The sequence below is a fragment of the Hyphomonas sp. KY3 genome (genome assembly GCF_017309975.1).
Classification (GTDB): Bacteria; Pseudomonadota; Alphaproteobacteria; order Caulobacterales; family Hyphomonadaceae; genus Hyphomonas.
This window is the reverse complement of the sequence record NZ_CP022271.1, coordinates 3,211,176-3,225,889: the sequence shown is the minus strand read 5'-3', so window position 1 is coordinate 3,225,889 and position 14,714 is coordinate 3,211,176. Positions and strand designations below refer to the sequence as shown.

General features: G+C 56.9%; 13 protein-coding genes. 9 read left to right on the top strand and 4 right to left on the bottom strand.

The genetic code is table 11. From position 1 onward, the window contains the following. Positions 1-57 precede the first annotated feature (57 nt). From CFA77_RS15450 to CFA77_RS15440, 3 genes are all read right to left on the bottom strand, one after another. Entirely contained in the window at positions 58-363 is a 306-nt protein-coding gene (locus CFA77_RS15450) for a UrcA family protein (protein ID WP_206991448.1), read from the bottom strand. 99 nt (positions 364-462) lie between these two features. Beyond that, positions 463-645, bottom strand: coding sequence for a hypothetical protein (locus CFA77_RS15445; RefSeq protein ID WP_206991447.1), 183 nt, complete (start codon positions 643-645; stop codon positions 463-465). Between the two features lie 245 nt (positions 646-890). Next, positions 891-2,432, bottom strand: coding sequence for an FAD-binding domain-containing protein (locus CFA77_RS15440; protein WP_206991446.1), 1,542 nt, complete (start codon positions 2,430-2,432; stop codon positions 891-893). 258 nt (positions 2,433-2,690) lie between these two features. Here CFA77_RS15440 and CFA77_RS15435 point away from each other — a divergent pair, with 258 nt between their 5' ends. The 4 genes from CFA77_RS15435 (at position 2,691) to CFA77_RS15420 (ending at position 6,771) form a co-directional block, all read left to right on the top strand. Next, positions 2,691-4,019 (top strand): glycosyltransferase family 2 protein, encoded by a 1,329-nt coding sequence (locus tag CFA77_RS15435; protein ID WP_206991445.1) that lies wholly within the window; start codon positions 2,691-2,693, stop codon positions 4,017-4,019. A 78-nt stretch (positions 4,020-4,097) separates the two neighbouring features. Then, entirely contained in the window at positions 4,098-5,312 is a 1,215-nt protein-coding gene (locus CFA77_RS15430) for an acyl-CoA dehydrogenase family protein (RefSeq protein WP_206991444.1), read from the top strand. 2 nt (positions 5,313-5,314) lie between these two features. Then, entirely contained in the window at positions 5,315-5,638 is a 324-nt protein-coding gene (locus CFA77_RS15425; RefSeq protein ID WP_206991443.1) for a hypothetical protein, read from the top strand. Further along, on the top strand, positions 5,635-6,771 hold the full coding sequence (locus CFA77_RS15420) for an acyl-CoA dehydrogenase family protein (protein WP_206991442.1): 1,137 nt from the start codon (positions 5,635-5,637) through the stop codon (positions 6,769-6,771). Before CFA77_RS15425 ends, CFA77_RS15420 begins: the two co-directional genes overlap by 4 nt. Positions 6,772-6,849: 78 nt before the next feature. Here the strand turns inward: CFA77_RS15420 and CFA77_RS15415 are convergent, their stop codons facing one another. Further along, positions 6,850-7,278, bottom strand: coding sequence for a DUF2853 family protein (locus tag CFA77_RS15415; RefSeq protein WP_084333332.1), 429 nt, complete (start codon positions 7,276-7,278; stop codon positions 6,850-6,852). Positions 7,279-7,560: 282 nt separating this feature from the next. On the opposite strand from CFA77_RS15415, the gene CFA77_RS15410 reads away from it, so the two are divergent. From CFA77_RS15410 to CFA77_RS15390, 5 genes are all read left to right on the top strand, one after another. Continuing rightward, positions 7,561-9,150 carry an FMN-binding glutamate synthase family protein gene (locus tag CFA77_RS15410; RefSeq protein ID WP_206991441.1) on the top strand — a complete coding sequence of 530 codons (1,590 nt, stop codon included), beginning with the start codon at positions 7,561-7,563 and terminating at the stop codon, positions 9,148-9,150. Between the two features lie 151 nt (positions 9,151-9,301). Next, positions 9,302-10,696, top strand: a complete 1,395-nt coding sequence (locus tag CFA77_RS15405) for a trehalose-6-phosphate synthase (RefSeq protein ID WP_206991440.1) — start codon at positions 9,302-9,304, stop codon at positions 10,694-10,696. Continuing rightward, a complete protein-coding gene (otsB, locus tag CFA77_RS15400) occupies positions 10,693-11,427 on the top strand; it encodes a trehalose-phosphatase (protein ID WP_242517410.1) in 735 nt (244 codons plus the stop codon). The genes CFA77_RS15405 and otsB overlap by 4 nt, the downstream gene beginning before the upstream one ends. Further along, positions 11,424-13,190: a glycoside hydrolase family 15 protein gene (locus tag CFA77_RS15395; protein ID WP_206991439.1), complete on the top strand. Its 1,767-nt coding sequence runs from the start codon at positions 11,424-11,426 to the stop codon at positions 13,188-13,190. Before otsB ends, CFA77_RS15395 begins: the two co-directional genes overlap by 4 nt. Before the next feature lie 93 nt (positions 13,191-13,283). Further along, entirely contained in the window at positions 13,284-14,714 is a 1,431-nt protein-coding gene (locus tag CFA77_RS15390; protein ID WP_206991438.1) for a circularly permuted type 2 ATP-grasp protein, read from the top strand.

Here is a 14,714-nt window from a genome sequence, read left to right as displayed (position 1 = left end):
CCGGACCGGGCGGGCGTGTGTTTGGAGAGGCAGGAGGCCCGCCAGAGCCGAAGAAGATTAGTTGGATGCGTAGTGAACCTTGGTGAAGGTCGCGTCATCCACGAAGGCGACGACCTTTTTCATCATCGAGCGTTCGCACTTTTCGACCACATAGTCCTTCGCGAAGCGAAATGTGTCATGTTCGGCGGCGCAGCGCTCATGAACATCCTGACGAATGCGCTTGTATTCTTGGATTGCGCCTTCTTGCGTCTCAAGTTGCGTGCGGTTCAGATCGATTTCCATCTGGAAATTGTCGGACGCGGCGAAAGCAGGCGCCGTGGCGATGGAAGCGGCAATGGCGATGGCTGTGATTGAGCGGATCATGGTGAGATTATCCTTCTGGGCTTGTGAGTGTGGGGGGCGGGGGGAGGCCGGCGCCACGATCGGCAGGGGAACCGATTGTCGCGGCGCCGGCAGGCGGGCTTAGTGCGCTTCGCGGCGGGCGATGCGGCGGCGGCGGCGAACCAGAAGATTCTGACGATCCTCCGCTTTGACATCATTGGCCGGCCGGGTCCGGTGAGTTGCCTCTCCGGTCATGATGGAGAGGGCCATCACTTCATTCTTGGCGGGAGCGGCGATGTCGGTATGACGAGCGCGGGGGATCATGATTTTCAATTCCTTCTAGCTGTTTTCTGAATGTCCTTGGCGAGACCATCCCGCCGCCGACACAAACAATCTAGGTTGGAAATTATCGAAAATCAATAAGTTTTTATCGAAAAAAGATAAATACGAGCAATTTCAAGGCTCTGTTATTTGTTGAATATCGATATGGGTCGGCCAATTGCAAGTCAAGCCGAAGAAAAAATCTGAAGCAGAATTAATGCAAAGGATTGTATTGTGCTGCCCCCCAATCAGGCTTGGCTCTGCAAATCAAAGCTGAGCTGGATTGGGCTATGGCCTGAGCGCTTTGCTGTCATGTTGCGGCCGATAGTTGACCTTCTGATGCCCAGCGGCTTTCGGGCAATAGAATGAAAGGGCAGTGGGCGAGACGCCCCGTCAGGGGAAAGCCTGCGTTTTGCTTCTCGGGCGGCTGCGACATGGTCCACCAGCGGCATAGGGTAGGATTGTCCGAGAATGATGCCGTGCGCGGACAGGGCCGACTTGGGAGCTTCCCAGGGTGCATGGAGATACTGGTCGGGTAGTTCGGCGATCTCGGGAATCCATTTGCGGATGAACGCGCCGTCTGGGTCACGAGACAGGGATTGCCTGACGGGGTTGGGGATATATGGCGGAGCTGCTTTGGAGAGGCCGATGACTTGGCTGGCACTTCCGTAGTACATCGCGGGAGCAAAATCGGTGCAGAGTTGCGCTAGGACTTGAGCCGGGCGAACCGGTCCCAGCCAGAGGTGACATGTTGCAAAGGAAAGAAGCATGCTCCTGAGGCTCGATTCCAAATGCCCGGTGGCCTGAAGACACCGCATACTCGCATCCAATAGCGGAAACCCCGTTTTTCCATTTGTCCAGGCAGACAAACGAGGATCAGCCAAACTGGCTTCTTCTCGGTTATGAATGTCGACCGGGAGCAGGGACGTGTCGGTCAGACTGACCCGGGCAGATGCCTGAACACGTCGAGATCGCTTGGCGAGCTTTTCGGTGAAGCGGTGAAGTGCCGTGGCAAAGGTCTCGTCCCCATCGGTGACCAGTGCCGCCTGGGCTTTCATGGCGGCTTGCCAGACTTCGCGTTCTGACACTGAGCCCATCGTCAAATGAGCGGACAGTCGCGATGCGGTCGCCTCACATGCCGTTATGGACAAGTTTGCCTTCCCAGCATTGCGACCACCGCCCGACAGGAACCACCGCAATTGAAGGATCGCATTGGTCCGCCCGCCCGTTTGTCGGTCTGGACACCCGTCTGATTCCAGACCGAAATCAGAAGCGATCGGCCAGCCTTCCGATGGAATTGACAGCGGAGGAAGAGCTGCGGGCGCCGCGATACGAGGCTTTCTCATATGTCTGCGCCACGCCGTATCCCAATCAGAATGCGGCGAAATTGAATGTTGTATCCCGGTATGCTCTCTCAGAGGAATCCCAACCTTGAGCGCCCAGGTGCGAACCTGCCGGTCCTGTTCCGCCTCTGCAGGCGTATTGCCGAGAGAGTGGAAATGAAGGGAAGCGATGCCATGCTGGGCATGTAGGCGTGAGAGAACTTCCGTCACCACGCCGGATCTGAGGCAAAGCTGACTACCGCGTTGGCGCAGGGCGCGATCAAGATCAGCAAGAGATTCCACTGCAAACTCAAATTGGCGTTCCGACGTGTCGGCCCGTTGCCAATAATTCGGCTCGAATATGAAAAGCGGCACAATCTGTCCGCCCGCTGCGCAGGCAGAGGCTAGTGCGGCATGATCGTGAACCCGAAGGTCCCGTCGAAACCAGATGATGTTGAGCTCAGTCATAGAACAAATATAGAACAAACTTTGCGAGAGTCTATATATTTCTATCAATTGGGGTATTCGTTACGATCTCGAAACGAATTCAACTTGTGGTTTCTTGAGCTTCGTCCTCTTTACTCATCAATGCATTTCATGGGTGGTGATGGGGCGTCCGCGCGGGAGAGATTTCCGCAGCATTTGTTTGATGACCTTGCTGAGCCTCCGCCGGACGTGCGTCTGGCGGAAAGGGCAGCGGAGGCGTTCCCTTCCCGATTCCAGGGCATGTCTGCAAAGACAGGACTTGACGAGGCACAGTCTCGTTTCGTCGGTCGGAGCGCGGCCACACTTGGTATTTTGGGATTGTTTGCGCCCGGGTTGATCCTGACTGGGCTTGGGACGCTCAGCCTGGTCATCTTCGTTCTCATCATTGCGTATAGACTCGCATTGGCGATCTTTGGGGACAGTCGCGCCTACCTTCTGACCGATCCAGCCTCCCTCTCCTTGTTGCTGCCGGTATATACGATCCTGATAGCGCTCAAGGACGAGGCCGCCTGCATGCCCCAGCTATCAGACAGCCTGATGTCGCTCGAATATCCGCGGCATTTGCTTGATGTGAAACTGTTGTTGGAAGCCGGAGACGACGCAACGAAGGATGCGATCCATGCTCAAATATGGCCGGAAGGAACCGAAGTTCTGGTCCTGCCCCCCGGCAAGCCACAGACCAAGCCCCGCGCGTTGAATTATGGCCTCGGACGGGCCCGTGGGGCATTTGTGACCGTCTATGATGCCGAGGACCGGCCCAATCCGGGGCAGCTCATGGAGGCGGCACGCCGGTTTGCGTGGGATCCGGACCTGGCTTGTGTACAGGCTCCCCTGTCTGGGAATGTGCGCTTCGGTAGTTGGCTGTCCCGACACTGGGCACTGGAGTATGCAATTCAGTTTCATCGGCTCATGCCAGCGCTGGCTCGGCTCGGCATGCCCATACCGCTCGGCGGAACAAGCAATCATTTCCGCCGCAGGGCGCTACTTGCGTCGGGCGGGTGGGACGCTTGGAATGTGACTGAAGATGCGGACCTGGGTCTGCGGTTCGCACGTCTTGGCAAGAAGATTGATGTCATCGCCCCATCAACTGTTGAGCTACCGCCACAGCATCTGAATGTCTGGCTTGGTCAGCGGTCGCGATGGTTGAAGGGCTTCGTGCAGACTTGGTTGGTGCTGATGCGCGAACCCGTCACTGCAGCACGTGAAATGGGGGCACTGCGCTTTGTCTCTATGCAGCTGACGCTTGGCGCCTCCATTCTGTCTGCGCTCTTTCACCTTCCTTGGCTGGTCTGGTGCGTGGTCTGTATCGTGTCTCCGGATGCCAACTTAAGCCGCATCAGCTGGGCGATGCTCACCGTTTCTTATGCGGTTGGTGCTGTGACCGCCCTCACAGTGCCGTCGGCTTCCTTCGCAATACGCATGCGAGACCTTATCACATTGCCATTTTATTGGCCGCTGCAGTTCTTCGCGATGGCGAGAGCCCTCTACAGCTTGGCGCGCAGACCACATTATTGGGTCAAAACGCCTCGAGAGGGCGTGCCTGCCGCGGGAGGCGCGCACCAATTCTAACGCTAGGTCAGTGCTTGGCGGTGCTATCTGATGGGCATATGGTTGGGCAAAGTTCTGTTGCCCCTTCAGGAGTCCGATATGGCGTATGATGAATCTGTCGATTTAGAGCAATTCCGTGCAGAAACGCGGGAATGGCTTGAGGAGAATTGTCCGCCGTCTATGCGCACGCCCATGAAGGATGACGAGATCGTCTGGGGCGGTAAGCGCGAAAAGTTCAAGAATCCCGAAGCAAAGCTCTGGTTGGAGCGTATGGGGGAGAAGGGGTGGACCTCTCCTGAATGGCCAGCGAAATATGGGGGTGGCGGACTTAGCCGCGCGCAGAATCGTGTGCTTCAGGAAGAGCTACGCCGCATCAAGGCGCGCCCGGCGCTGTTCTCCTTTGGCCTTTGGATGTTTGGCCCGGCCTTGCTTGAGTTTGGCAACGAGGAGCAGAAACTTCGTTTCATCCCGGACATCGTGAAAGGCAAGACGCGCTGGTGTCAGGGATATTCAGAGCCCGGCGCAGGGTCTGACCTTGCCGACCTTCAGACGCGTTGCGAAGACAAGGGCGATCACTACCTGATCAACGGACAGAAGGTATGGACATCTTACGCCGACAAGGCCGATTGGATCTTCTGTCTCGTTCGCACTGACACGAGCGTGAAGCATGAAGGCATCAGCTTCATTCTGTTCGACATGGAGAGCCCGGGCGTTGAGGCGCGTCCGATCCAGTTGATTTCGGGTGAAAGCCCATTCTGCGAAACCTTCTTTTCCGACGTCAAGGTGCCGAAGGATCAATTGGTCGGCGACGTGAATGGGGGCTGGCAGATCGCCAAGCGGCTGCTTCAGTTTGAGCGCTCTTCAATCTCTGCTGGCGGATTTGGCGGCACGGGAGGCTCCGGCATTCTTGGGCCTGAAGAATATGCGAAGATGCATATCGGTACCGACAATGAGGGACGTCTCATCGATGGCGATCTACGCGGACGGATCACGGACCACAAGATGTATGCGAAGGCGTTCAATCTAACCGTCCAGCGCCAGGCCGAACAAGCCAAGGCTGGCCAGCAGGTGGGCCACACAGCTTCCATCCTGAAATATGGTGCTGCCAAGATGAATCAGGATCGTCACGAACTACTCGTCGAGGCGCTTGGAACTGAGGGGCTTGGCTGGGAAGGGGAGGGCTTTGACCCGTCTGCCAAAAAGGTTACGCGCCAATGGCTTCGCTCGAAAGGCAACTCAATCGAGGGCGGCACGAGCGAGATCAATCTCAACGTGATCTCGAAACGCGTACTGGGTCTCAAGGACCACAAATAAGCATGTCGTCCACGCAGATCATCATTCTGTTTCTTGGCACACCGTTCATGGCCGGAGTCCTGGCTCCGTTTTTCCGTGGGCGCTGGCTTACGCAGGTGGCTGTGTGGACACTTGCGCTGTTGTCGACCCTTGTCGTTGTCTACGTATGGGCAGGCATGGAGGCAGCGCGCCTCGAATTGACAAACATCCGGCTGGTTCTCGCTGCCAGCGCCCTTTGGAGTACGGCCGGTTTGGCCGGTCTGCTCGTGGGGCGCGAAGCGGAAAATGTCCGCCGTGATGCAATAAACACCAGGGAAAAACGCAAGGCTTCGGAGATATTCAGATGACGTTCCTTTTGACGGAAGACCAGGAAATGCTGCGCGACACCGCTATGGCGTTCGCGCGTGACGAAATGCCAGTGACTCGCCTGCGCCAACTGCGCGACAGTGGAGCAAATGGCGTAGACGCAGAGACACGACAGAAACTCGCCGAACTCGGCTTCTTTGGTGTGATCATTCCGGATGAGCCAGGTGGTGAACACTTCGGCCTGGTCGGACTTGGCCAGGTTCTGGAAGCGCAAGGCCGTACACTGGCGCCAACACCGGTTCTCCAGACAGCCCTGATCGCGGCCAGCGCCTTGCAGCTGGGCGGTAGCGCAGAACAGCAGGCGGAATGGTTGCCCAAGATTGCCGGGGGCGCAACCAGTTTTGCCTTGGCGCTCGACGAAACTGCGCATTTCAATCCGCTGGGCGTCGCCACCGAGGCGGAGAGCAATGGGCAAGGCTACACGTTGAACGGCATGAAGCGGTTTGTGCCGGACGCTCATCATGCCGAGATGCTGATTGTTGTGGCGCGTACCTTTGGCGAAGCAGGTGACCGTCACGGCCTTACGCTGTTCATGGTTCCGGCGGATGCAAAGGGCGTGTCTATCCAAGCGCTGAACTCCGTCGACTCTCACGGCGCGGCTCATGTCGTGCTGGAAGATGTGATGGTTCCGGCAACAGCTGTCATCGGCGCAGTGGACAAAGGCGCAGACGTATTGGAGCCGGTTCTGGACCGGGCGGCGATCGGCCAGGCGGCGGAAATGCTGGGAAGTGCAGATGCGGCGTTTGAGATGACATTGGAGTACCTCAACAACCGGAAACAGTTCGGCCAACTGATTGGATCGTTCCAATCATTGCAGCATCGTGCCGCAAAGATGTTTACTGAGCTGGAGCTGACGCGTTCCTGCATTGCGGCTGCGCTGGCGGCCGTTGATGACGGTAAGCCAAATATTGCGGAACTGGCAAGTCTGGCCAAGGCGCGCGCCGGCGAATTGATTCATCTCGTATCAAACGAGTGCGTGCAGATGCATGGGGGTATTGGCATGACGGATGATGCAGACCCTGGCCTCTACATGAAGCGGGCTCGCGTACAGGAAGCGCTCTATGGTTCTGCCAGCTGGCACAGGGATCGCTACGCGCGCCTTGCTGGATACTGATCCAGCATTCAACGCAAAAAAAGCCGGGAAGGTTACAACCTTCCCGGCTTTCTTTTTCTCCCGTGAGGGAAGCAGTGCTTAGCCCTTGAGGACCGAGCCCTTCTTGAGCGCCTTCGCGATCAGGTAATACATTACCGGACGATGCTTTGCGCGAACGGACTTTCCGTACTTTGCAACAGCATCCGCAATCGCGGCATCTGCTTTTGCGTCGTCAGTAACGCCAAGCTTCTTTGCGATAAAGCCCTTCTTGATGCGACCCAGCTCTTCCTTGTCGGAAGCAGCAACGGTTGCGGAATCGGCCTTGTAGATCGTCGGCCCACAGGCTTTGACGGCTGCATCCAGAAGCGCCATGTCAGAGCGTGTCTCACCAACCTTGTCTTTCAGGTCAGTGATGTACTTCTCCATCAGGACTTCCTTCGGTGAAGGTGCCTTGGCTGGTTTCGTTGTCTTGGGTGCAGCAGCTTTTTTTGGCGCCGCAGCTTTCTTGGCTTTGGTTGCTTTTGCCATGGGAGTGTCTCCTCAATGGGCCCGACGGACGGGCGTGTTTAAATTTACGCAGCTCACAACACGAATCAGTTTGAAACGCTGTTTGAACACTGACCCGTTTTTCCACAGCCTGCCAACCCCTTTTCGGTAGTGCAACAATATCCCTAAGTAGTGCGAGTACGGATTGAATGACCAATATGCCGTCTTGGGCGGTTCGCTGGAAGCGTATGGATACGATTGATTGACCTCTCTATGCGAGGAGTTCACACCCAATGGCGATACTGGCCGTGAAGTGAGGATAAAATGTTTCGTTACCTGCCTTGGCTCGCAACTGTTCTGCTGTTGGCGCTATGCCTTGTGTTTTGGCGACAGCACAGCTGGTTGATCTACCTCGCTGTCGCCTTGATCCCTTTGGCCCTGACAGGTCTGTATGATGTGCTTCAGCGTCGACACAGTCTTTGGCGAAACTTTCCGCTTTTCGCGCGCATTCGATGGGTCGCGGAAGAGTTGCGGCCTTTCCTGCGTGCCTACATTGTCGAAAGTGAAACGGAGGGGCGTCCCTTCAATCATGAAGAGCGCACATTGGTGTATCGGCGTGCAAAGAATGTTTCGTCCGTTGAGCCGTTCGGCAGCCATCTTGATATCGACAAACCGCCTTATGAATGGCTGGCGCATTCCATAGCGGCGAAACATCCGGAAGAGGCGAACCCACGTGTGCTGGTTGGCGCGCCGGAAACATCGCAGCCTTACTCGGCAAGCGTTTTCAATATCTCTGCAATGAGTTTTGGCTCACTCGGCGCGCACGCAATTGAAGCCTTGTCACAAGGCGCATCCCTGGGTGGCTTCTATCACGACACAGGAGAGGGTGGCGTGTCACGTTACCACCGTCAGGGCGGCGGCGATCTTGTCTGGGAACTGGGCTCTGGATATTTCGGGTGCCGCGCAGCTGACGGATCTTTTGATGCGGCCAAGTTCGCGGACACGGCCTCTGACCCACAGATCAAGATGATTGAAGTAAAGCTGAGCCAAGGCGCAAAGCCGGGGCATGGCGGCGTGTTGCCGGGAGAAAAGGTAACACATGAGATCGCCGAGGCGCGCGGGATCGCAGTTGGACAAACATGCGTTTCGCCGCCCGCGCATTCCTCCTTCTCGACGCCAATCGAGATGCTGGAATTTGTTGCGCGCCTGCGCGAGCTGTCAGGTGGCAAACCGGTCGGGATCAAGTTTGCTGTCGGCAATCGTTGGGAAACATTGGCCATCTGCAAAGCCATGTTGGAAACTGGGTTGCGGGTTGACTTCATGGTGGTCGATGGTGGGGAAGGGGGCACTGGCGCAGCGCCTGCTGAGTTTCTTGACCATGTCGGTGCTCCCTTGAGACAGGCCCTGGTGCTGGCTCGCAACGCACTTGTGGGGACGGGTTTGAAGGGTGATGTGCGGCTTGCCTGTTCCGGTAAACAGATCAGCGCTTTCTCCCTTGCATCTTCCATGGCGCTGGGAGCTGACTGGGTGAATACGGCGCGTGGCTTCATGTTCTCGCTCGGCTGCATTCAGTCGCTGAACTGCCACAACAATACATGCCCGACCGGCATTGCGACATCCGACAAAGCGCGCCAGCGCGGATTGGTCGTGGCCGACAAGGCGATCCGCGTCAGGAACTACCAACGAAATACGGTCAAGGCATTGATGGAGGTTGTTGGTGCCGCAGGATGTGAACATCCGTCCGAGCTGACCCCGCGCCACGTGATGCATCGCGTGACCGAGGACATCGCCTACACCGCGGAACGCGCCTACCAGCTTGTGCGGGCCGGACAATTGTTGAATGCCCCGGATGAAACCCAACTTGCGCAAGAATGGCGCATGGCACAGGCCAACAGTTTCCTGCCAGCAAGCTAGTTCTGTGATTTGGCGGGAACCATCTCCGCGCTACTCAGATTTATGGTAGTGCTCACAAAGCGAGCAGGGTGGGGGTTTCTGCACTCAGGTACAGCGCTATGCCTTTGGCAGTGATGCGTCACGCGTTAGACGGGGTGAGACAGGATGGGCAATGACAGAACATAAAGTTTCAAAAGGCTCACGACTGATCGCAGTCTCAAACCGTACCGCGGCTGGACAGGAAAGCCGAGCCGGAGGGCTCGCAGTTGCGCTTTGGGATACGCTCGCCGACACACAGGGCCTCTGGATTGGCTGGAGCGGCCGTATTCTCGACTTTCCCAGCAACCGCGCGAAGCGGTCTGCAGAGGACGGCGTTGAGTTCGCCTTGACTGACTATTCCCGCGACCAGTTTGACGGTTTCTATCTCGGATATTCAAACAGTGTGCTCTGGCCGGTCATGCACAACCGGATTGATCTGGCCGTGTTCGATTCCGCATATTATCGGTTCTATGTCGAGATCAATGAGAAGTTTGCGGAAATAGTACGGCACCAGGCAGATGAAGCCGATATTGTCTGGGTCCATGATTATCACTTCCTGCTGCTAGGCGACATCTTGCGGGAAGACGGGTGGCAGGGAAAATGTGGTTTCTTCCTGCATATTCCCTTTCCCGCACCAGAAGTGTTCCGTGCCATTCCGGAACACCGCAAGTTGGCAAAGGGACTTTGTGCCTATGACGTGGTCGGCCTTCAGTGCCGCAAGGACCTCGCCAATCTCGCGCAATACCTCGAAGAAGAATTCGGGGCCGAGGAACAGCCGGATGGGAAGTTCAAAGTAGAGGGCCGCATTGCCCACCTGCTGCACTGTCCTATTGGCATTGATAGTGAGGGCTTTGCTGCGGCGGCAACCAAGGAGCCAGCAGACCGGGCGGCGACCCGCCTGTCACGTTTTCTAGGTGAACGCGACCTCGTCATCGGGGTTGACCGGATGGACTATTCGAAGGGTCTGCCGCAGCGGTTTGAAGGTATGGCCGACTTGTTCGACCGGTATCCGGAATTACACGGCAAGATTTCGTTCACTCAGATCGCACCGCCCTCACGGTCTGTCGTCGAGGAATACGCCCAGCTTCGTGAACAGCTTGATGCGCTGTCCGGACGGATCAATGGCGACTATGGCGACCTCGACTGGATGCCGATCAGATATTTGGCGCGCGGGTACGACCGCGAAGAAATCGCCGGGCTCTACCGTCTCGCAAAGGCCTGCTTGGTGACCCCCTTGCAGGACGGCATGAATCTTGTTGCGAAGGAGTTTGTCGCCGCGCAAGACCCTCTGGACCCGGGTGTTCTGATCCTGTCGCAATTTGCCGGTGCGGCAGAGCAGATGAAGGAGGCGATCATCATCAATCCATATGACAGCTCGGCCATCGCGGAAGCCGTTAAGCAGGCCATAGAGATGCCGCTCGTCGAGCGGCAGGACCGTTGGCAGAAGCTCTTCGACAGTATTGCCCAGCAGGACATCAACTGGTGGCGCCACCGCTTCATGACGGCGTTTGAGGGCGTTCCTGCATGAGTAATTCCTCTGTCATGCCGCCGGCGCTTGACCAGGGTGTCGCCTTGTTCCTGGATTTTGATGGAACGCTGTCTCCGCTTCAAGATGATCCAGATGCCGTGTTTCTGGCGTCAGGTCTGGATTCGGTTCTCATGCGTGTCTCTCAAAAGCTCGATGGTGCATTGGCAATTCTCTCTGGCCGTGACCTGACAGATTTGTCGAAACGTGTGCCTGATACGCTTTGGAGGTTCGGCAATCATGGCCTGAGATCAGCCGCGCCCGGCGCGGCAATGACCGAAGGTGTGCCGTCCGCGCCCGAGTCTCTGCTCTCCGGCATCTCATCCGTCGTGGACGTGCATGATGGTGTACGCTTGGAAGAGAAAGGGCCGGTTCTCGCAATCCACTATCGTGCGGCACCTGAAAAGAGTGAGCAACTCACTCACGAAATCAGTAGCGTAATTTCTCAGTACAAAGATTACTCGTTGCAATCGGGAAAGATGGTGCTTGAGGCAAAGCCGAGTGGGGCCAATAAGGGCGTTTGCCTGCAAGCTGCCATGGAGACTGCGCCGTTCGCTGGGCGCCTGCCGGTGATGATTGGCGACGACAAGACAGATGAAGACGCCTTCCTTGTGGCCAATAAGCTCGGTGGCTGGTCGATCAAGGTCGGGGAAGGCGAGAGCGCGGCAAACTATCGGCTGGCGTCTCATCGCGACGTCGCTACCTATCTGGAACAAGTGTTGGGAGAAGTATGAGTCTCGATCTGGGAATTGTTGGCAACGGAACCATTGCGGGCCTGATCAATGCGCGCGGTGACTATGAGTGGTTCTGCCTGCCACGCTTTGACGGGGAGCCCGTCTTCAACAAGCTTTTGGGCGGTGGCGGTTCATTCAGTGTGTGGATGGAGGGCCTGTCCAAGCGTACGCAGTCCTATGACCGAAACACCGCCATCCTGCGCACGCGTATGGAGTCTGAAGATGGCGCCATCCTGGAGATCGTCGACTTTGCTCCGAGGTTTGAACGCAAGGGTCGCACGTTCCGGCCCGTCAGTCTGGTGCGACGGTTTGAAGTTATCGCGGGCACGCCACAGCTGAAAATCTCCCTGACGCCGGAAACTGACTGGGGAGGGCGTCGGCTCAAGCCCATACGCGGTGTCAATCATGTGCGGTTCGTCGATGAAGAGTTTTCATTCCGAGTCACGACTGACGCGCCGGTTTCCTATATTCTCACCGAAACAAGCTTCGTTCTAGACAAGGATGTGACGTTTATTCTTGGGGCAGACGAATCGCTGACAGATTCCCCGAGTGTCATCGCACGCGACTGGGAGGAGCGCACACGTCAATACTGGGCGAAATGGGCGCGGAGCCTGGCCGTTCCGTTCGAGTGGCAGGATGAAGTTATCCGCGCGGCCATAACACTTAAACTGTGCGTTTTCGAAGAGACTGGCGGCATTGTGGCGGCGCTGACCACGTCCATTCCGGAACATGAAGGTTCGTCACGCAACTGGGATTATCGCTTTTGCTGGATCCGGGATGCCTATTTCACTGTGACAGCGCTGAACCGGCTCTCAGGCATGGGGACGCTGGAGCACTATATGAGGTGGGTGCGGAATATTGTGGCGCATTCCAAAGGCGGCCATATCCAGCCTGTGTACGGGATCGGGCTCGAGGCAGACTTGACCGAAGACCTCGCACCGAACTTGCCGGGCTTCCGCGATTCAGGACCGGTGCGTCGGGGTAATCAGGCCGCCGAACATGTACAGCACGATGTTTACGGCCAGGTCGTACTCGGCGTCGCGCAATCCTTTTTCGATCACCGGCTGCTTGCGCAGCCCGGCATCGCCGAGTTTGAACAACTTGAGCCCGTGGGCGAGCGCGCATTCGCGGTCTATGACACACCGGATGCAGGCATCTGGGAGTTCCGGACCATTGCGCATGTCCACACATCGTCGGCGATCATGTGCTGGGCAGCATGCGATCGCCTGTCGCGTATTGCCGTGCGGCTCGAACTCGACAATCGCGCGGCCTATTGGCGTGAGCGGGCGGACATCATTCACGCCACCATTCTGGAGAAGGCCTGGAGTGTAGACGTCGGCGCGTTTACAGCGGCCTTTGGTGGCACCGACCTTGATGCCTCTGTCCTGCTGATGGCAGAGATCGGCTTTCTCCCGGCAACCGATCCGCGTTATGTCGCAACCGTTGAGGCTGTCGACCGCGACCTTCGAATGGGAAACCATGTTTATCGCTACAAGGTCGAGGATGATTTCGGAAAACCGAAGACTGCCTTCACGGCGTGTACTTTCTGGTTCATTGATGCGCTCTACCGGGTGGGGCGTGTCGAGGAGGCGCGCGAAATCTTTGAAAGCGTGCTTGCCAGCCGCAATCATGTTGGATTGCTGTCGGAGGATGTTGATCCGGAGACCGGCGAGCTTTGGGGGAACTTTCCTCAAACTTACTGCATGGTCGGAATCATCAATTCTGCGGCCCTGCTGAGCAAGCCTTGGGCAGCGGTTACCTGATATTGCGCAGTTTGTACGAACGCAGGCTATTGATCATCATGATCGCTGACTGAGTTTGTTGAAACTATCCAGCGTTTGTGTGTTGCTGGGTCCATGGCTGATGGTGAGGACGTATTCGACGAGATGCATGGATTTGGCGAAGGCGTGCGAGCGCCTTATGCCGGATACAATGGCTGGTTTGACAACACGACCCCTTCGGCTCTGCTGAAGAAATCACGGGATGCGCAAACCTTCTTTCGGCGAACCGGTATCACCTTCAACGTTTATGGAAAATCTGAAGCTGACGAGCGGCTGATCCCGTTCGATCTGGTGCCGCGCATTATCGGCGCCAGCGAGTGGGCCTTGCTGGTTCGCGGCATCGAGCAACGGGTCAAGGCAATCAACGCTTTCCTGTACGATATCTATCACCGACAGGAGATCGTCCGCGCCGGTCGCCTGCCGGAACACCTTATCCGCGAGAATGACGCCTTTCTTCCGAAAATGATCGGCTTCGATCCACCGGGAGGGATTTACACGCATATTGTCGGGATTGATCTGGTGCGCACCGGCCCCAACGAATTCTTTGTACTGGAGGACAATGCCCGCACGCCCTCTGGCGTGTCCTATATGCTGGAAAACCGGGAGACCATGTTGAAGATGTTCCCGGAACTGTTTGCGCAGATGTCGGTGCAGCGTGTCTCGGGGTATCCGATGGCGCTGCGGCGTTCGCTCGAACGGTCTGCACCGGCACAGGCCTCGGGCCGACCCACGGTGGCGATCCTTACACCTGGTATCCATAATTCAGCCTATTTTGAGCATGCCTTCCTGGCGGACCAGATGGGCGTTGAGCTTGTCGAAGGTCATGACTTGCGCGTCGTTGATGGACGGGTCGCCATGCGAACCACGCAAGGCTACGAAACCATTGATGTGCTGTATCGACGAGTTGATGATGACTATCTCGATCCACTGAATTTCCGCTCGGAATCCATGCTGGGCGTGGCGGGCATCTTTGATGTTTACCGGGCTGGGGGCATTACGATTGCCAATGCTCCGGGCACCGGCATTGCCGACGACAAGGCGATCTACTCATACATGCCTGACATCGTCGAATTCTATACGGGGCAAGCGCCGCTGCTGAAGAATGTGCCGACTTGGCGCTGTGCGGAGAAAGACTCCTTGTCCTATGTGCTGGAGAATTTGGAAGAACTCGTCGTCAAGGAAGTTCACGGCTCCGGAGGCTATGGCATGCTGGTCGGGCCCGCAGCGAGCAAGAAGGAAATCGCTGCCTTCCGAAAGAAGCTTCAAGCCAAGCCATCCAATTATATAGCCCAGCCCACATTGGCCCTTTCGACGGTGCCTGTGCTGACGAAAGCTGGCCTGTCACCTCGCCATGTCGACTTGCGCCCATTCGTACTTGTTTCATCTGATGGTGTTGAGGTGACGCCCGGCGGATTGACCCGCGTTGCCATGAAAAAGGGATCGCTCGTTGTGAACTCCAGCCAGGGCGGGGGCACCAAGGATACTTGGGTCCTGAAGGAGGGCTAA